Source organism: Microbacterium sp. RD1, from assembly GCF_052220165.1.
Lineage (GTDB): Bacteria > Actinomycetota > Actinomycetes > Actinomycetales > Microbacteriaceae > Microbacterium.
Genome location: NZ_JBQPOL010000002.1, coordinates 196,906 through 215,219 on the forward strand (window position 1 = coordinate 196,906; position 18,314 = coordinate 215,219).

The following is an 18,314-nucleotide window of genomic DNA, read 5'->3' on the forward strand; positions in this document are numbered from 1 at the left end:
GCGCGGCCGCGCGCGGTTTGGGGCGCCGGATGTGCTTCGGGGCGACCGTTATGCGCCCCGAAGCACATCGAGCGCCCCGAACCGGGGTCAGCGAGCGGCGAGGACGTCGTCGATCATCGCGACGACGTTGTCGGTCCCGGCGCGCGTGCCGACGGAGGCCGCGGCGGCACGCATCGCGCCCAGGGCGCCGGCATCCCGCAGCAGCGGCACGATGTCGCGGCGGACCGCGTCGGACGTGAAAGCCGCATCCGGGACGAGGCGGGCCGCGCCGGCGGCGACCGCGGATGCGGCGTTGAGGCTCTGCTCGCCGTTGCCGACGGCGTACGGCACGTAGACCGCCGGGATCCCGAGCGCGCTGATCTCGCTCACCGTCGCCGACCCCGCGCGCGAGACGATCGCATCGGCCAGCGCGAAGGCGAGGTCCATCCGGTCGACGTAGCGGACGACCGCGTAGCCGGCGACCCCCGGATCGGGTAGCTCGGAGCGCTCCCCCGTCACGTGCAGCAGCTGCCAGCCGGCGTCGAGGACGTCGCGCCAGGCACCGGCGAACGCCTCGTTGAGCCGCTGCGCGCCCAGAGACCCGCCGAAGACGAGGAGCGTCGGACGGTCGGGGTCGAGTCCGAAGTGCGCGGCCGCCTCGCCGCGACGCGCCGGCACGTCCAGGTCGACGATCTCCCGGCGAAGCGGCATCCCGACCACGCGCGAGCCGCGCAGCGCCGTGCCGGCGAAGGCGACACCCACGCCGGCGGCCCGGCGCGCACCGAGGACGTTCGCCAGGCCCGGCCGGGCGTTGGCCTCGTGCACGACCACCGGCACGCGCTCCCGTCGCGCGGCGACGTAGGCCGGGGCGGATGCGTATCCGCCGAAGCCGACCACCACGTCGGCGGAGTGCTCCCTGATGTGCGCGCGCACCTGTGCGATCGCGCGGCGGAACCGGGCGGGGAACGCCGCGGACGCGCGGTCGAGGCGGCGCGGGAAGGGCACCTTGTCGACGATCAGCAGCTCGTAGCCCCGCTCGGGAACGAGCCGCGCCTCCAGCCCCTCCCGTGTGCCGAGCACCAGGACGGCGGCGTCGGCGTCGCGGTCGCGGAGCGCGTCGGCGACGGCGAGCAGCGGGTTGACATGCCCGGCCGTGCCGCCGCCGGCGAGAAGATACGTCGTCACCGTTCGACCCTAAGGCGTTGCCGCGCGCCCCGCGAAAGCACGGCCGCGCCCCGCCGCGGCGGACGCCCGGTCAGCGCGGCCGGCTCGACCCCCGCCGCATGCACGTACTCAGGCAGAACGCAGGCGCTACAGCCGACCCCCCGCGGAAACGCGCGGATGCGGCACCCGCGCACCGCGGCGGAGCCTGAGTACGTGCATGCACGCGGGAGGAGCGGACGACGCCACGCCTGCGCCCGCAGCCGTCCGCGCGCCTGGGCCAGAGGGCGAGTCCCGGCCGTCAGCGCGGCCGGACGGGCAGGGTACGGGCGAACGACAGCAGCACACCGCACGCGAGCAGCACCGACAGCAGGCTGGTGCCGCCCTGCGACATGAACGGCAGCGGAACGCCCAGCACCGGGAACACCCGCAGCACCACGCCGATGTTGATGAGGGCCTGCCCGACGATCCAGATCGTGATCGCGCCGGCGACCACTCGGATGAAGGGGTCATGCGTCTTGCGGACGATGTGAAAGGCGCCCACGGCGAACAGCGCGAAGAGCGCGAGCACGACCGCGCAGCCGATGAGCCCGAGCTCCTCGCCCACGATCGCGAAGATGTAGTCGTTCGCCGCGGCGGGGAGCCAGTCGTACTTCTCGCGGGAGTTGCCCAGGCCCAAGCCGAAGATGCCGCCGGACGCGAGCCCCCATACGCCGTGGAGCGACTGGTAGCAGGTGTCGTAGTAACAGTCGACGGTGTCGGGGTTGAGGAAGCTGAAGATGCGTGCGCGCCGGTTCTCGCTGCTGAGGGCCAGCGCCGCGACCGCGACGGCTGCGAGCAGGGCCGGGAGGATGAACATCCGCAGCCGCACCCCGGAGAAGAACAGGGCCGCGAGCACGACCAGGAACAGCACCATCGCCGTGCCCAGGTCGCGGCCGGCCAGCACGGTCGCGATGACGGCGCCGCCCACGGGCACGATCGGGATGAACACGTGCCCCCACGAGCGCAGCAGAGCCCGCTTGCGGTAGAGCACCGCCCCCATCCACAGGGCGAGGGCGAGCTTGAGGAATTCGGCCGGCTGGAACTGCAGACCCGCGATCGAGATCCAGTTGCGGTTCCCGTACGACTCGATGCCGAGCGGAGTGAACACCAGCAGCTGGAATGCGGTCGCGCCGATGAGCACGGGCCAGGCCATCCGCCGCCAGAAGGTCACCGGGAGGCGGCTGGCGACGAACATGAGGGGGATGCCGAGCACCGCGAACACGCCCTGCTTGAGAACGTGCTCGAACGGGTTCTGCGCTCCCCCGAGGGCCGAGGTCGCCGAGAGCACCATGACGAGGCCGAACCCCGTCAGCAGCAGCGCCGTCGAGGCGATGAGGAGGAACTCGCTCGGCACCGGCGTGAAGACACGACCGAGCGACACGCGCGCAGCGAGGCCGCGGCGCGCGGGTTCGGAGGGGTCAGGCGCCTGCGTCGGGGGCGGAGTCGTCGTCGTCACGCTCTCCCCCTTGCTCCCGGATCCGTTCCCGCACCGCGTCGGCGAAGCGCCGGCCGCGGTCGGCGTAGGACGTGAACTGGTCGAAGGATGCCGCCGCCGGTGCCAGAAGCACCACGTCTCCGTCGCGAGCGATCTCCAGCGCCAGGTCGACGACCCGTGCCATCACGTTCTCAGTCTCAGCGGCGTCGACCTCGAACACCGGAACCTCGGGCGCGTGTCGCGCGAACGCGGCGCGAACGGCCTCGCGGTCGGTGCCGAGGACGATCGCGGCCTTCACGCCCGACCCCCGCGCGGCGACGAGAGGACCGATGTCGGCGCCCTTGAGGAGACCACCGACGACCCACAGTGCGCCCGGGTACGCCGCCAGCGACGACGCCGCCGCGTGCGGGTTGGTCGCCTTGGAGTCATCTACCCAGGTGATACCGGCGGAGACGGCGACGACCTCGATGCGGTGGGGGTCGAGCGCGAAGTCGCGCAGCGCCGCGCGCAGAGCCGCGGGCGTCACATCCAGCGAGCGGGCGAGGGCGCTCGCGGCGAGGATGTTCGCGACGATGTGCGGGGCATCCAGACCCGCGGCCGCGAGATCGGCGACCGTGGTGATCTCCAGCGCCGACGTGTGCCGGTCGGCGAGGAACGCGCGGTCGACGAGGATCCCGTCGACCACCCCGAGATCGCTCGGCCCGGGCACGCCCAGGTCGAACCCGATGGCACGGGCCCCCTCCACGACATCGGCGTCCTCGACCATCTCGCGGGTTGCGGAGTCGGCCTTGTTGTACACGCAGGCGACCCGCGTGTGCTGGTACACGACGGCCTTGGCATCCCGGTAGGCCGCGAAGGAGCCGTGCCACTCGAGGTGGTCGTCAGCGAGATTCAGGCACACGGCCGCGTGCGGGGAGAGCGGCCGCGGACCCGATTGGAGTCCGAGGTACCACAGCTGATGGCTGGAGAGCTCGACGACGAGCACGTCGAAGCCGCCGGGATCGCGGACCGCGTCGAGCACGGGCGTGCCGATGTTGCCGCAGGGCGCCGCGCGCAGTCCCCCGGCGACGAGCATCGACGCCGTCAGGCGCGTCGTGGTCGTCTTGCCGTTCGTGCCGGTGACGAGCACCCAGTCGGCCGGCGTGCCGTCGGAGCGGAGCACCTTGTCGCGTACCCGCCACGCCAGCTCGATGTCGCCCCACAGGGCGATGCCGCTCGCGCGTGTCCATTCCACGATCGGATGCCGCGGCGAGAAGCCGGGCGAGGCGATCACGACGTCGGGGACGAAGGCCTCGAGCTCCGCGGGCACGGTCGCGAGCGATCCCGTCCACAACCGCGCACCGATGACGGGCAGGAGGCGCTCGTACTCCTCGTCGGCTGACTCGGTGACGACGAGGACGTCGGCCCCGAGCTCCGTCAGCGTGTCGGCGACGGAGAACCCGGTGACCGAGAGCCCCAGCACCGCGACGCGGAGCCCGCGCCAGTCGGCGTGCCAGCTGGTGAGGGCGTCCAGGCGCGAGGCGCTCATGCCCGCGAGAGCCACTCGACGTAGAAGAATCCGACGCCCGAGACGGCGAGCAACCCCGCGATGATCCACATGCGCACCACGATCGTGACCTCCGACCATCCGCGCATCTCGAGGTGGTGGTGGAAGGGACTCATGAGGAACAGGCGCTTGCCGCGCGTGATCTTGAAGTACCCGCGCTGCAGGATCACCGATCCGGGGCCGATCACGAAGACGCCGGCCACGAGCAGGAGGAGAAGCTCGGTGCGCGTGAGGATCGCCATGGCGGCGATGACGCCGCCGATGGCCATGGACCCGACGTCACCCATGAAGACCTTCGCCTTGGGGGCGTTCCACCACAGGAATCCGACGAGCGCCCCCACGAACGACGCCGAGACGATCGCGAGGTCGAACGGGTCGCGGGTGGCGTAGCAGGCGGGTTGGACGGCCTCGGCGACGTTGGTGCACACCTGCTGCACCTGCCAGAAGGCGATGAGGCTGTAGGCGCCGGTGACGAAGATCCCCGACCCCGCCGCCAGGCCGTCCAGGCCGTCGGTGAGGTTGACCGCGTTGCTCGCTGCCACCCCGATGAGGGAGATCCACGCGAGATACAGCAGCCAGCCGAGGATGGGGCCCAGGAAGAACAGCGACAGCAGCGGCAGGTCGCGGAACACCGAGATGTACTCCGACGCGGGCGTCTGGTTGACCCGGTTGGGGAACTGCAGGGCCACGATCCCGAACGGCACGGTCACGAGGATCTGCCCCACGATCTTGCGCCATCCCGTCAGACCGAGGCTCCGCTGACTGCGCACCTTCATGAAGTCGTCGATGAATCCGACGACGCCGAACCCGACCATCATCCACAGGACGAGAAGACCCGAGACGGTGGGCGGATTGTTGCCGGTGTAGCCGCCGACGAGGTAACCCACGATCGTGCCGACGATGAAGATCGTGCCGCCCATCGTGGGCGTGCCGCGCTTCGCGCCGTGCGAGGGGTTACGGATGTCCTCGGGGGTACGGATGACCTGGCCCCAGCCCCAGGCACGGAACAGGCGCAGGAACACCGGGGTCAGGAACAGCGTGAAGGCCAGGGAGATCGCCGCGGATGTCAGGAGGGATCTCACGAGAACGATTCTCCCAGACGATCGCCGAGGAACCGGAGGCCGGCGCTGTTCGACGATTTCACCAGCACGCGGTCGCCGTCGCGAAGCTCGGTGAGGAGGTAGTCGTAGGCGGCGTCGGCGTCGGGGAAGAAGACGGCCTCGCCGTCCCACGAGCCCTGCGCGATAGCTTCGAGGTACATCCGGCGGGCGTCGGCGCCCACCACGACGATGCGCTGGATACCCAGGCGCACCGCGAGCAGTCCGATACGGTCGTGCTCGTCGGCGGCGTACTCGCCGAGCTCGCTCATGGCACCGAGCACCGCGACCGTGCGTTCGTCCGGCCCGGTGATCTGCGCGAGGGTGCGAAGGGCCGCTGCCATGGAATCCGGGCTGGCGTTGTAGGCGTCGTTGAGGATGCGCACGCGATCCGAGCCGAGGGGCTGCATCCGCCACCGCTCGGCGATCTCGACCGTCTCCACGCGCGCGACGGCGTCCTCCGCCCGCACGCCCAGGGCCGTGGCCGCCGCGATCGCGGCCAGCGCGTTGGCGACATGGTGCTCGCCGAGCACCTGCAGGCGCAGCGTCATCCGCACGCCGTCCACCTCGAGCTCCGCGCGCGTCCCCGTCGCGGTGACCTCCACGTCGAGGGCGCGCACCTCGGCCGACGGGCCGCGGCCGAACCAGCGGACCTCCAGTCCGCGCTCGGCGGCGATCGGGGCCATGGCGATCACTCGCGGGTCGTCAGCGTTGAGGACGGCCAGTCCGCCGGGCCGCGCGGCGCGTACGAGCTCGGACTTCGCCGCGAACGTCGCCTCGATACCGCCGAATCCGCCGGCGTGGGCCATCCCGACCATCAGCACGACGGCGATGTCGGGCTCGACGAGAGCGGCCAGGCGCGCGATCTCCCCCGGCCCGCTCGCGCCGAACTCGTTCACGAGGAAGCGGGTGGTCGCCGTCGTGCGCAGCATCGTCAGCGGAGCGCCCACGGCGTTGTTGAACGACGCGCGCGGCGCGACGGTCTCCCCCTCGTCCTGCAGGATGCGGGTGAGGAGGTTCTTCGTGGTCGTCTTGCCGTTGGATCCGGTGATGCCCACGATGCGGAGGTCGCCGGCGACGCGCACGCGAGCGACGACGTCGCGGGCCAGGTCGGCGAGCGACCGGACGGCGTCGGCAACGACGATCTGGCTCACGGATGCGGCGACCGGCCGCTCGACGAGAGCCAGCGCCGCACCACGTTCGACGGCGGCATCGACGAATTCGTGCCCGTCGGTCACCTCGCCCGGCTTGGCGACGAAGATCCCGCCCGGCTCGACGAGGCGCGAGTCGGTCTCGACCACGCCGGAGACGACGGTCGTCGCGGTGTCATCGCCGGCGAGGCGGAGGGAGCCTCCGGCGGCATCGGATATCTGGGCGAGGGAGAGGGGAATCATGGCGGTGTACGGCCGCGGGTCAGCCGAACTTGGGCAGTTCGGGTGTCGTGGATCCGGAGGGCATGACCCGGTACGACTTCAGCACCTGGGTCATGGCCTTCTGGAACGCCTGCGCGTTGGCCGCTGACGACTTTACCGTCGTCGGCTCGTCGAGGGTGACCGCGACCACGTACTTCGGGTCGTCGGCCGGGGCGAACCCGATCATGGTCGTGTAGAACACGCCGTTCTTGTATCCGCCCATGCCGTCGGACTTCTCACCGGTTCCGGTCTTGATCGCGATGCGGTACCCGGGGACCTCGACCTGCTTCTTCAGGCTCCCCTGCGTCGCGACGTTCTCGAGCATGAGGGCGACATCGTCGGCCGCCTTCTCACTCACGACGCGCTCGCCGCCGGAAGCCGGGGCGTCGGTGACCGTGCCGTCCGGGGCGACGCACCCCTCGACGAGAGACAGCGGCAGGTGCACCCCGTCGTTGGCGATGGTCTGGTACGCGTTCACCAGCTCGGGGACGGTGGTGGTGAGGCCCTGACCGAAGTTGACGTTGTAGTACGTCTGCACATCCCACAGCGACGGGTCGCGCAGGTCGCCGCTCGCCTTGTCGCCGAAATCGATGGCGCTTCCCGAACCGATCCCGAACTTCCTCAGGTAGTCGTAACGGGTCTGGGCGTCGACGAGGTCGCCGAACTTGGCGATGCCGACGTTGGACGAGTCGATGAGCACGCCGGTGAGCGTGTAGTTGTTGACCGGGTGCCCGAACGGGTCGTTGACGCGGGCGCCGTTCGGGAAGGTCTCCTTAGACGCGGCGCTCACGGTCGAGGCGGGCGAAGCGCCCCCCGCGTCGATGGCGATGGCAGCGGTCAGCGCCTTGAACGTCGAGCCCGGCTCGAAAGAGCCGCTGAAGATGCGGCTGTAGCGGTCGTCGGGGCCTGCCGCGTCGACGTTGTTGGGGTCGACGGTGGGCCACTCCGCCATTGCACGCACCTTGCCCGTCTCGACCTCCACCACGGTGATGGTCCCCGACAGCGCGCCCATGTTCTGCGCCTGCTCACCGATCAGCTGCTGCAGGTACCACTGCAGATCGCGGTCGATCGTGAGCTGCAGCGTGCCCCCGTCCACCGCCGGCACCTCACTCGAGGTGCCCGGGATGGTGACGCCGTCCTTGCCGCGCTGGAACCGCAGGACGCCGTCGGTCGCGGCGAGACAGTCGTCGTCGATGAGCTCCAGACCGGCGAGCGGATCGTCGGTCCCCATGAAGCCGACCAGGTTCCCCGCGACCGCGCCGTCCGGGTAGGTGCGCGCCGGATGCGGGTCGAACGAGAGGAACGGGATGTCCAGGTCAGCCAGCGCGCGGTACTGGGCGGTGCTGAGCCCGCGCTGCAGGTAGGCGAAGCGGTTGTCGGGGTTCTCCGCGAGAGCGGCGGTGACGATGCCCTCCACCGCGGCCGGCTCCTGGCCCGTGATCGCGGCGATCTGGCCGGCCACCTCCGGCCAGGAGACCTCCACCCGCTCGCCGTCGTCGCCACGGCGGACGACGCCGCTCTGCGCGAGCTTAGGATCGAGCAGGCCGTCGTAACGGAGGATGCTGCCGGCGAGGGTCGCGCCATTCATGTCGACGATCGAGCCGCGCGTGCCGTAGAGCTTGCGCTCTCCCGCGAAGCCGAGCGAGAGCGAGTCGGCCACGTGCTCGCGGGCGTTGACGACCTGGATGTCGACGAGTCGCACCACGAGGGCCGCGATCATCGCGAGGACCACCGCGAGGGCGATCACCGTGCGGCGACGCGGGCTTCTCGTGCTGCGGGTGGTCATGGGGCTATCGTGTCGCGGGAGTCGGGAGACCCTCGGTGATCGGCGGGGGTGTCGCCGAACCGGTCTCCGGGGCGACCTGCTCTTCCGCCACCAGCGGAGCGCCCTGGATCGTCGCATCCGGCGCCGTCACGAGGGGGGTGTCGGTGATGAGGGAGTTCTGCACGGCCGGCCGGTTGAGTGCGTCGACTGTCGACGCCCACGCGGCAGCCTGGCTGGGCCCGAGGATCGCGCCGTCGCTGAGGCGCAGGTAGGACGGCGACTCGTTGATGACCATGCCGAGGGCGGCGGCGTTCGCGGCGAGGTACTGCGGGGAGCTCAGTCCGGCGAGTTCATCGGCGAGGATCTGCTTCTGGTAGGTCAGATCCCGCTGCTGCTGCGTGAGGGCGGCGACTTCGTACGTGCCCTGGGTCGTGAGGATCGACAGGCCCATCTGGGCGAGCGCGATCGCGACGGCGCCGCCGACGGCCACGATGCCGTAGGCCAGCTTCGGCCGGCGACGACGGGAGGGTTCCTCCACGACGCGCAGGCGCCGGTCGGGCGCCTCGGCGGGGAACCGGTGCGGAAGGGCACGAGCGAGATCGGTCACGCCGCCTCCCGGATGCGTTCGGCCGCGCGCAGTCGCACGGGGGTGGCTCGCGGATTGCGCGCGCGCTCGTCGTCGTCGGCGAGCTCGGCGCCCTTCACGAGAAGGCGGAAACGGGGGGCGTGCTCGGGAAGCTCCACGGGAAGCCCGGCCGGAGCGGTCGAGGTGGTCGCCGCAGCCAGCACGCGCTTGACGAATCGATCTTCGAGCGACTGGTACGACAGGACCACGATGCGTCCGCCCACGCGGAGGAGATCGAGCGCGGCCGGCAGCGCCCGGTCGAGCGCGGCGAGCTCACCGTTGACCTCGATCCGCAGGGCCTGGAAGACCCGCTTGGCCGGGTGGCCGGCGTGCGACAGCGCAGCAGGGGTGGCGTCGGTGAGGATCGCGACGAGCCGCCCCGACCGCTCGATCGGGGCCTCCGCGCGCGCGGCCACGATCGCGCGGGCGTAGCGACCGGCGAGCTTCTCCTCGCCGAAGCGTTCGAAGATGCGGCGGAGGTCGCCCTCGCCGTACGCGGCGAGCACGTCCGCCGCCGTCATCCCGCGGGATTGGTCCATGCGCATGTCCAGCGGCGCGTCCTGCGCGTACGCGAAGCCGCGATCGGCCACATCGAGTTGGAGCGAGGACACGCCCAGGTCGAACAGGATGCCGTCGACACGGTCGACCCCGGCGGATGCGACGGCCGCGCCGATGCCGTCGTAGACGGTGTGGAGCAAAGTGGAGCGGTTCCCGAAGCGGGCCAGCCGCTCCCCCGCGATGCGCAGCGCATCCGTGTCGCGATCCAGGCCGATCAGACGGAGGTCGCCGAACCGCTCCAAGAAGGCCTCGGAGTGCCCTCCCATCCCGAGCGTGGCGTCCACGAACACCGCGCCGGGTCGCTCGAGGGCGGGGGCGAGGAGCTCGACGCAACGATCGAGGAGGACGGGGGTGTGGATGTCGGAGCCGGTCATGATGCGGCGGTCCCGGTGATCCGGGGCTCTGATCCCCCTCCGCGTCGACCTGGCGCCGGGGAAGTGCGTCAGGGCGAGCGGCTGGGAATCACAGCCGAGGATCAGAACAGACCGGGGATCACCTCCTGCTCCATCTCGGCGTACGTGGTCTCGTTGCTCTCGGCGTAGGAGTTCCACGCCTCGGCGTTCCAGATCTCCGCGTGCGCTCCCACGCCCGTCACGACGAGCTCCTTCTCCAACCCGGCGTAGCTGCGCAGGGCGGGCGGGATGATGATGCGGTTCTGGCCGTCGGGTTTCTCCGCGCTCGCTCCGGAGAGGAACATCCGCAGGAAGTCGCGGGCCTGCTTGTTGCTCAGGGGCGCCTCACGGATGCGCTCGTGCACCCGCTCGAACTCCGACTCGCTGAAGACGTAGAGGCAGCGCTCCTGGCCTCGCGTGACGACCACGCCGCCGCCGAGGTCATCGCGGAACTTCGCGGGGAGGATGACCCGGCCTTTGTCGTCGAGCTTGGGGGTGTGCGTGCCGAGCAGCATCCGTGCACCCCCTTCGTCCCGGCCCTGCGAAGTACCCCCACTTTACTCCACTCTCCTCCACTTCACCATGCATTACGCGGGAAATCCGAGCGAAAGTGCCTATGGAGGCTCCGGGGACGCAAAAAAGCACCGACTCCGGAGAGTCGGTGCTTCAGTTCGAGCCGGGGGTGTCCCGGATCAGGGAGCGGTCGGTTAGCTGCCGCCCTGGCGGCGATCCCAGCGGTCGTTCATGCGGTCCATGAACGAGGAGCCGGCGCGCGACGCGGTGGCGCGAGGACCGGAGGAAGAGGTCGGAGACGGGACGGAACCCCGCATCGGCGTGACGGCGAGGATCACTCCACCCAGCATCACGACGAACCCCACGACGCCCAGGGTGATGCCGAGGGCGTTCATCCCGAGGGTCACTCCGAAGATCAGACCGCCCAGTCCGACGAGCACGAGAATCGCGCCGTAGACGATATTGCGGTAGCTCAGGGCGCGGCCCTGCGCGGAGACGACGTCGGCGTCGTTGCGCATGAGATGGCGCTCCATCTCATCCAGAAGGCGCTGCTCCTGTTCGGAGAGTGGCATGGAACCCCCTCGGGAATGCTTCGTCGCGACAATTCTACGCGTGCGGTCACTCACTAGGCTAGGCCCGTGTCGCCCTCCCCGGATCCCATTGAGGCTGTTTCTCAGCGACTGAACACCTTCGTCACGGCCCGGCGCGAGGAAACAGCCTCGTGGGGAGCGGAGGCGGAGCTGTTCGTGGCGGCGGCGGCCGATGCGCTCCAGGGAGGCAAACGCCTGCGGGCGCGCTTCTTCCTCACGGGGTGGCGCGCGATCTCGGGAGCGCGCGCCGACGCCCCCCTCACGGCGGAGGCGGTGGGCGGGGCGGCATCGCTGGAGATCTTCCACGCCGCGGCGCTCGTCCACGACGACCTGATCGACAACTCCGACACGCGCCGCGGTCGCCCGTCCTCTCATCGCGGACTCGAGGTGGCGCACGGCTTCCGGCACTGGGAGGGGGATGCCGCCGCCTTCGGGCGCTCCGGCGCGATCCTCCTCGGCGATCTCCTGGTCGCGTGGAGCGACGATCTCCTGGAAGAGGCCCTTCAGCGCGTCCCCGCAGACCGCGCCGCGGCGACCCGGCGCGCCTACGCCGAGATGCGCCGTGACGTGACCCTCGGCCAGTTCCTCGACGTCGCCGAGGAGTCCGCGTATGCGACGGAGCCCGACGCCGAGCACGCCGAGCGCGCGCTGCGGGTCGCGTCGCTGAAGTCGGCGCGGTACAGCATCCAGCAGCCGCTTCTCATCGGGGCATCCCTCGCCGGGGCGGATGCGGCGCAGCTCGATGCCCTCTCGGCGTTCGGGCATCCGGTGGGCATGGCGTTCCAGCTGCGAGACGACGTGCTCGGCGTCTTCGGCGACGCTGCGATCACCGGCAAGCCCTCCGGCGACGACCTGCGCGAGGGCAAGCGCACGGTTCTGGTCGCCTACGCCCGGGAGGCGATGCCGGCCGGTGCCCGCCGGATCTTCGACGAGATGCTGGGCGACCGGACGCTCGACGGAGACCAGATCGCATCCCTGCAGCGCACGATTGTCGACACCGGGGCGCTCGAGCGCGTCGAATCGCTCATCTCCGACTACGCACGGCAGGCCGATCGGGCCCTCTCCGGCGCACGGCTGGACAACGCCGCGGTCGGCGAACTGCGCGATCTCTCCCGCGCGGCCACGAGCCGCTCTGCGTGACGAACCCGCGGCGCGGGCGAGCGGGTTCAGCCCAGCGTTTGCGCCACGCGGCGCACTTCGCTCTTGCGTCCCGCGCGGAGAGCTTCCAGGGGCGCCATCCCGATCGACTCCTCCGGAGCGAACAGCCAGTCGATCGCCTCGTCGTCGGTGAAACCCGCGTCGCGCAGCACGAAGACGGTCCCCCGCAGGGAGGACAGCGGATGCCCGTCGACGAGGAAGGCCGCGGGGACCTTCAGCGGCCCATCCCGGCGTGAGCCGATCAGGTGGGAGTCGTCGATAAGGCGCCGCACGCGGCCGAGCGGCTCACCGATCTCTTCGACGAGTTCGGGGAGGGTCAACCAGGCGGTCGGGAGCGGTTCGGAGCCGGACACGATGCCACTATCTCATCCCTTCCGGCCACTCGCCGCATCGCTCCTGCGCCCCGTCGGTCACACTCTTCTCATATGCAACAACAACCTCATCTGTTGACATCTGTTGACAGCCGTACCCATCCGTGACAGCGTGACCGCACGAGAATGGAGCTTGAGATGCGACTTTCCGGGCGATCCCCCCGCGCCCGCTCGATGACCGCCAGCCTGCCTCTTGCGCTGGCCGGCTCCATCGCGCTGGCCCTCCCGTCCCCCGTCTCGGCGGCCCCCGCGGCCCGCCTGGCGCCGGTCCCGGCCGATGCCGAGGCCGCCACCCGCGCAACCCCGGCGGCGCCGCGCCCGGCCGCGCCGGCGTTCGCGGCGATGGCGCTGTCGGCGCCCGCCGACTATGTCGTCGCATCCGGAGACACCGTCAGCGCCATCGCGGGCAGATACGGCCTCCGGACGGCCGATGTCCTCGCCGCCAACGGACTGGGCTGGTCGTCGATCATCTACCCCGGGCAGGTGCTCCGGCTGGCTCCGCCGGTCGCGGCGGCACCTCCCGTCGCGCCGCCTCCCGCCCCCGCGCCGCCGGCGACGGCGTCGCACACCGTGGTCGCGGGCGACACCGTGAGCGCGATCGCGCAGGCGCACGGACTGAGCACGCAGGCGGTGCTGGATGCGAACGGGCTGACCCGGGCCTCCATCATCTATCCGGGCCAGTCGCTGGCGATCCCCGGGATGGCGGCGGCTGCCGCCGTCGCTCCCGCAGCACCGGCATCTCCGGCCCCACCCCCCGGCGTCGCCGGTCTCGACGCCGAGCAGGTCGCCAACGCGCAGCTCATCATCCGCGTCGGGCGCGAGCTCGGAGTCCCCGACCGCGGCATCACGATCGCGCTCGGAACGGCGATGGTCGAGTCGTGGTTGCGCAACCTCGACTGGGGCGACCGCGATTCGCTCGGCCTCTTCCAGCAGCGCCCGAGCACCGGTTGGGGCACTCCCGCCGAGATCCTCGATCCGGTGCGCTCCACTCGGGCGTTCTTCGGCGGCGGCGGCGACCCGAACGGAACCCGCACGCGGGGGCTGCTCGATATCACCGGGTGGGAGTCGCTCCCCTACGCGGCGGCGGCCCAGGCGGTGCAGATCTCCGCATTCCCCGACCGGTATGCACAGTGGGAGCAGCCCGCCTCCGCGTGGCTCGCCGCGCTCGGCTGACGCTCTGCTACGGCTGTGTAACGCAGGTGAGCCGCTCCCCGGGCTCACAGCACGCGCTCCGTAGACTCTGAGCGTGAGCACGAGTCAGCAGGCCGACCCGCTGATCGGACGTCTGGTCGACGGCCGATACCGGGTGCGCGCGCGCATCGCGCGCGGCGGCATGGCGACCGTGTACGTGGCGACCGACCTCCGTCTGGAACGCCGCGTGGCGCTCAAGGTGATGCACGGTCACCTCAGTGACGACACCGTGTTCCAGAGCCGCTTCATCCAGGAGGCGCGCGCGGCAGCACGACTGGCCGACCCGCACGTCGTGAACGTGTTCGACCAGGGCCAGGACGGCGACATGGCGTACCTCGTCATGGAGTACCTCCCCGGCATCACCCTGCGCGAGCTCATGCGCGAGAACCGCCGCCTGACGATCCCGCAGACGATCACGATCATGGATGCGGTGCTCTCGGGCCTGGCCGCCGCGCACCGCGCGGGAATCGTCCACCGTGATGTCAAGCCCGAGAACGTGCTCCTCGCCGAGGACGGCCGCATCAAGATCGGCGACTTCGGACTCGCTCGCGCGACGACCGCCAACACCGCATCGGGCCAGATGCTGATGGGCACGATCGCGTACCTCGCACCCGAGCTCGTCACCCGCGGCACCGCGGACGCGCGCAGCGACATCTACGCGCTGGGGATCATGCTGTACGAGATGCTCACCGGTGAGCAGCCGTACAAGGGCGAGCAGCCGATGCAGATCGCCTTCCAGCACGCCACCGACTCCGTGCCGCGACCGAGCGTCAAGAACCCGGGCGTCCCTGAGCAGCTGGACGAGCTCGTGCTGTGGTCGACGGAGAAGGTCCCCGACGACCGCCCGCTCGACGCCGACGTGATGCTCACGCGACTGCGGGAGATCGAGCGCGAGCTCGGGGTCGCCCCGCAGGTCGCCCGAGCGGTGTCGGTGGGCACGACCACCTCCGACGACGCCGTCGACTCCGGCGAGCTGACGAAAGTCCTGCCACAGCCGGTGACCGCCCCCACCCCGGTGGAAGACTCCGACAACGGCGCACGCCTGCGTGCCCGCACGAAACGCCGCACGGCGCGGGGCGCGTGGCTCGTGGTGCTCGTGCTGCTGCTGGCCGGTGCCGCCGGTGGCGCCGGCTGGTGGTTCGGTTCCGGGCCCGGTTCGCTCGTCGCTGTCCCGGACGTCGCGGGCACGGCCTCCTTCGCCGAGGCGCAGGCCCGACTTGCACAGGACTCCCTCGTCGCGACAGAGGAAGGGGTCTACGACCTCGACATCCCGGCCGGGACGGTCGTCGGCACCGATCCACCGGCCGGCTCGCGCCTGGAGCGCGACGCGACGGTCGTCGTCCACGTCTCCCTCGGCCCGCGGCCGCAGCAGATCGAGGCGCTCGCCGGCATGTCGGCGGACCAGGCCCGAGGCATCCTGCAGGGGATCAATCTCGAGGTGACCGACCCGGATGCCACGGAGTTCAGCGCCGACGTGCCATCGGGTGCCGTTCTGGCCGCCACGCTGACCCCGCGTGCGGGAGGCGACGCGCTGGACTGCTCGCCCGGATGCTCCGCGCTCGAGGGCGACACCGTCACCCTTCTCGTCTCCCTCGGCCCCGTGCCGGACGTCTCCGGCGACGGCGTGGACCGCGCGACCCAGCGGCTGACGGAGGTGGGCCTGCAGGTGGCCGGGAGCCTGCAGGAGGCCGCCAGCGACACCATCGACAAGGGCGACGTCGTCGGGATCGCCGCTCGCGACGGGGGCGGAAACTGGCGACCGGGCGAGACCGTCACGCTCATCGTGTCCACCGGTCCGCCGCTGTTCGCGGTCCCGAACGTCGTCGGCATGACGCGCGATCAGGCCAAGCGGGCGCTATCGGACGCCGGCTTCACGTGGGAGTACCTGCCCACGTGGGACATCTTCCCGGACGCCGCGACCGAGGTGGAATCACAAGACCCCAAGGCGAACACCATGGTCGTCAAGGGGACCCGTGTCTCCCTGCGCCTCAACGTCTCGGGCTAACCCCCTCCGCGAGAACGCGCAAACGCACACTCTTCACGTGCGCAGAGTGTGCGTCCATGGGTTCTCGCGGAGGGCGCGGGCGATACGCGCGATCAGGGCGCGAGGGTCTGGCCACAGGTCGTCGGTCACCTGGATGGTGCGGTACCCGGCATCCTCGAACAGCTGTAGCCGCGTGAGGTCCTCGCGCCACTGCGCGCGCGATGTGCGGTGGTGATCGCCCTGGTATTCGATCAGCAGACGCACGCCGGGGTAGCCCGGATCGCTGTGACGTCGACCCGCGACGGTGTCGACCGGCAGTTGCACCACCGGCTCCGGCAGACCGTGCAGGATGAGCGCCATCCGCGTGAGGGACTCCTTGGGTGACTGCGGCCCGGCGCGCACGAAGCTCAGTGCGAGCGTCAGCAGTTTCGCCCCGCGCTTGCCCGCTCGCCGGTGCACGGCGTCGATGAGGTCACGGCGCGTGCATAGCGCCGGATGTGCGCGATCTCCGGTGAGAAGGAAGTCGCCGATGGCGACGAGCCACTCCAGCCCGAACGCCCATGACTGCGGCCTCGGCAATGCCGACAGCTGGGCCCATACGTCCGCGGGCGCGACGACGGGGAGCCCCTGCCGTACCGCGCGCCGGAGGCCGCCGGGCTCTGTCTCCCACCCGACGACGCCGGGCCGGCGGACACGACCGCGCGCACCTTCCGAGAGCACATGCAGCGCGCTGTCCTTCGGCAGCCAGGGCAGCGGCATGCCCCACAGCCGGGCGGCAGTCAGGTGACGGAAGCAGTGACGCTCATCGAGCAGCGTCCACAGCGCCTCGCACCTCTCGACGACCGTGACCGCCGGGTCGCCGACCCGATACACGCCGTGGAAGGGATGCTGCATCCCGCGCCGCCGCACCACGCCGCGCGGGATGCCGCCGACTCGCAGGTCGGCGGGTGTGACGAGGCGTCCGGGACGGAGCAGGGGTTCGCGCATTCCCCCACCCTGCCGTCCGCCGCGGCCCGCCTCCCCGAGGTTTCCGGTTCTGTGGACCCCCGCCTCCCGGCGCACCCTGTGCAGAACCGCGAGAACGTACGAACGCACGGTTCCCGGCGCCCGGGACCGTGCGTTCGGGTGTTCTCGCGTGAGCGGAGGCGGGTCAGCGCTTCTCGAGCTCCTCGGCCACCAGGAACGCGAGCTCGAGGCTCTGCATGTGATTCAGGCGCGGGTCGCAGAGGCTCTCGTAGCGGGTCGCGAGGGTGGCCTCGTCGATCATCTCGGAGCCGCCCAGGCACTCGGTCACGTCATCGCCGGTGAGCTCGACGTGGATGCCGCCGGGGAACGTGCCCACGGCGCGGTGCGCCTCGAAGAACCCGCGCACCTCGTCCACGACGTCATCGAAGCGCCGGGTCTTGTACCCGGTCTGCGTCGTCATGCCGTTGCCGTGCATCGGGTCGGTGACCCACAGCGGGGTCGCCCCCGAGGCTTGCACGGCCTCCAGGAGCGGCGGCAGGGCGTCGCGAATCTTCCCCGCGCCCATCCGCGTGATGAAGGTGAGGCGCCCGGGCTCGCGCTCGGGGTCGAGCTTGTCGATGAGGGCGAGCGCGGTCTCGGGCGACGTGGTCGGGCCGAGCTTCACGCCGATGGGGTTGCGGATGCGCGAGAAGTAGTCGATGTGCGCGCCGTCGAGGTCGCGGGTGCGCTCCCCCACCCACAGGAAGTGCGCCGAGGTGTTGTAGGGCGTCCCGGTGCGCGAGTCGATGCGTGTCATCGGGCGCTCGTAGTCCATGAGGAGGCCCTCGTGCCCGGTGTAGAACTCGACGCGCTTGAGCTCGTCGAAGTCGGCGCCCGCGGCCTCCATGAACTTGATGGCGCGGTCGATGTCCGTCGCCAGGCGCTCGTACTGCTGGTTGGCGGGATTCTGCGCGAAGCCGCGGTTCCAGCTGTGCACCTCGCGGAGGTCGGCGAAGCCGCCCTGCGTGAACGCGCGGATGAGATTGATGGTCGACGCGGCGGTGTGGTAGCCCTTGAGCAACCGCGAGGCATCCGCCTTGCGCGACTCCTCCGTGAAGTCGTAGCCGTTGACGATGTCGCCCCGGTAGGCCGGCAGCGTGACCTCGCCGCGCGTCTCGGTGTCGCTGGAGCGCGGCTTGGCGAACTGACCCGCCATGCGGCCCATCTTCACCACCGGCATCGATGCCCCGTAGGTGAGCACCACCGCCATCTGGAGCACGGTCTTGATGCGGTTGCGGATCTGCTCGGCCGTCGCGCCGGCGAAGGTCTCTGCGCAATCGCCGCCCTGCAGCAGGAACGCCCGGCCGGATGCCGCGCGCGCGAGGCGGTCGCGCAGGTTGTCGACCTCGCCGGCGAACACGAGCGGCGGCAGGGTGGCGATCTCAGCGGATGCTGCCGCCACCGCGGACTCGTCATACCACTGGGGCTGCTGCTTGATGGGCAGAGTCCGCCAGTGATCGAGTCCGTCGAGGTGCTGAAGCATCCTCGAA

The 18,314-nt window shown here is 70.9% G+C and carries 16 protein-coding genes; 3 read left to right on the plus strand and 13 right to left on the minus strand.

What is annotated here, in order from left to right:
- Positions 1–87: 87 nt before the first annotated feature.
- The 10 genes from ACTU3I_RS09845 to ACTU3I_RS09890 all read right to left on the minus strand — a co-directional run bounded on the left by ACTU3I_RS09845 (position 88) and on the right by ACTU3I_RS09890 (position 11,097).
- Positions 88–1,164 (minus strand): UDP-N-acetylglucosamine--N-acetylmuramyl-(pentapeptide) pyrophosphoryl-undecaprenol N-acetylglucosamine transferase, encoded by a 1,077-nt coding sequence (locus tag ACTU3I_RS09845; RefSeq protein ID WP_442925510.1) that lies wholly within the window; start codon positions 1,162–1,164, stop codon positions 88–90.
- A gap of 277 nt (positions 1,165–1,441) precedes the next feature.
- Complete coding sequence (gene ftsW / locus ACTU3I_RS09850; RefSeq protein ID WP_442925511.1) at positions 1,442–2,638, minus strand: putative lipid II flippase FtsW; 1,197 nt, start codon at positions 2,636–2,638, stop codon at positions 1,442–1,444.
- Positions 2,601–4,145, minus strand: coding sequence for a UDP-N-acetylmuramoyl-L-alanine--D-glutamate ligase (gene murD / locus ACTU3I_RS09855; protein WP_442925512.1), 1,545 nt, complete (start codon positions 4,143–4,145; stop codon positions 2,601–2,603). The genes ftsW and murD overlap by 38 nt, the downstream gene beginning before the upstream one ends.
- The gene (mraY, locus tag ACTU3I_RS09860; RefSeq protein WP_442925513.1) at positions 4,142–5,245 is read right to left on the minus strand and encodes a phospho-N-acetylmuramoyl-pentapeptide-transferase; all 1,104 of its coding nucleotides are present in this window, start codon (positions 5,243–5,245) and stop codon (positions 4,142–4,144) included. Before mraY ends, murD begins: the two co-directional genes overlap by 4 nt.
- Positions 5,242–6,654, minus strand: coding sequence for a UDP-N-acetylmuramoyl-tripeptide--D-alanyl-D-alanine ligase (locus ACTU3I_RS09865; RefSeq protein WP_442925514.1), 1,413 nt, complete (start codon positions 6,652–6,654; stop codon positions 5,242–5,244). The genes mraY and ACTU3I_RS09865 overlap by 4 nt, the downstream gene beginning before the upstream one ends.
- Before the next feature lie 19 nt (positions 6,655–6,673).
- Positions 6,674–8,458 carry a peptidoglycan D,D-transpeptidase FtsI family protein gene (locus ACTU3I_RS09870; protein WP_442925515.1) on the minus strand — a complete coding sequence of 595 codons (1,785 nt, stop codon included), beginning with the start codon at positions 8,456–8,458 and terminating at the stop codon, positions 6,674–6,676.
- 4 nt (positions 8,459–8,462) lie between these two features.
- Positions 8,463–9,044 carry a hypothetical protein gene (locus tag ACTU3I_RS09875; protein WP_442925516.1) on the minus strand — a complete coding sequence of 194 codons (582 nt, stop codon included), beginning with the start codon at positions 9,042–9,044 and terminating at the stop codon, positions 8,463–8,465.
- On the minus strand, positions 9,041–9,994 hold the full coding sequence (gene rsmH / locus ACTU3I_RS09880) for a 16S rRNA (cytosine(1402)-N(4))-methyltransferase RsmH (protein WP_442925517.1): 954 nt from the start codon (positions 9,992–9,994) through the stop codon (positions 9,041–9,043). Before rsmH ends, ACTU3I_RS09875 begins: the two co-directional genes overlap by 4 nt.
- 101 nt (positions 9,995–10,095) lie before the next feature.
- The gene (gene mraZ, locus ACTU3I_RS09885; protein WP_442925518.1) at positions 10,096–10,527 is read right to left on the minus strand and encodes a division/cell wall cluster transcriptional repressor MraZ; all 432 of its coding nucleotides are present in this window, start codon (positions 10,525–10,527) and stop codon (positions 10,096–10,098) included.
- A gap of 192 nt (positions 10,528–10,719) precedes the next feature.
- A complete protein-coding gene (locus tag ACTU3I_RS09890; protein WP_442925519.1) occupies positions 10,720–11,097 on the minus strand; it encodes a DUF3040 domain-containing protein in 378 nt (125 codons plus the stop codon).
- A gap of 66 nt (positions 11,098–11,163) precedes the next feature.
- Between ACTU3I_RS09890 and ACTU3I_RS09895 the strand changes: the two genes are divergently transcribed.
- Positions 11,164–12,255 (plus strand): polyprenyl synthetase family protein, encoded by a 1,092-nt coding sequence (locus ACTU3I_RS09895; protein ID WP_442925520.1) that lies wholly within the window; start codon positions 11,164–11,166, stop codon positions 12,253–12,255.
- A gap of 26 nt (positions 12,256–12,281) precedes the next feature.
- Here ACTU3I_RS09895 and ACTU3I_RS09900 read toward each other — a convergent pair whose 3' ends face one another.
- The gene (locus ACTU3I_RS09900; RefSeq protein ID WP_442925521.1) at positions 12,282–12,626 is read right to left on the minus strand and encodes an Rv2175c family DNA-binding protein; all 345 of its coding nucleotides are present in this window, start codon (positions 12,624–12,626) and stop codon (positions 12,282–12,284) included.
- Between the two features lie 156 nt (positions 12,627–12,782).
- Here ACTU3I_RS09900 and ACTU3I_RS09905 point away from each other — a divergent pair, with 156 nt between their 5' ends.
- Positions 12,783–13,817: a LysM peptidoglycan-binding domain-containing protein gene (locus tag ACTU3I_RS09905; protein WP_442925522.1), complete on the plus strand. Its 1,035-nt coding sequence runs from the start codon at positions 12,783–12,785 to the stop codon at positions 13,815–13,817.
- 73 nt (positions 13,818–13,890) lie between these two features.
- Positions 13,891–15,840 carry a Stk1 family PASTA domain-containing Ser/Thr kinase gene (gene pknB / locus ACTU3I_RS09910; protein ID WP_442925523.1) on the plus strand — a complete coding sequence of 650 codons (1,950 nt, stop codon included), beginning with the start codon at positions 13,891–13,893 and terminating at the stop codon, positions 15,838–15,840.
- A gap of 33 nt (positions 15,841–15,873) precedes the next feature.
- Here the strand turns inward: pknB and ACTU3I_RS09915 are convergent, their stop codons facing one another.
- Positions 15,874–16,806 carry a hypothetical protein gene (locus ACTU3I_RS09915; protein ID WP_442925524.1) on the minus strand — a complete coding sequence of 311 codons (933 nt, stop codon included), beginning with the start codon at positions 16,804–16,806 and terminating at the stop codon, positions 15,874–15,876.
- A 163-nt stretch (positions 16,807–16,969) separates the two neighbouring features.
- Positions 16,970–18,307 carry a class II 3-deoxy-7-phosphoheptulonate synthase gene (locus ACTU3I_RS09920; protein ID WP_442925525.1) on the minus strand — a complete coding sequence of 446 codons (1,338 nt, stop codon included), beginning with the start codon at positions 18,305–18,307 and terminating at the stop codon, positions 16,970–16,972.
- Positions 18,308–18,314 lie beyond the last annotated feature (7 nt).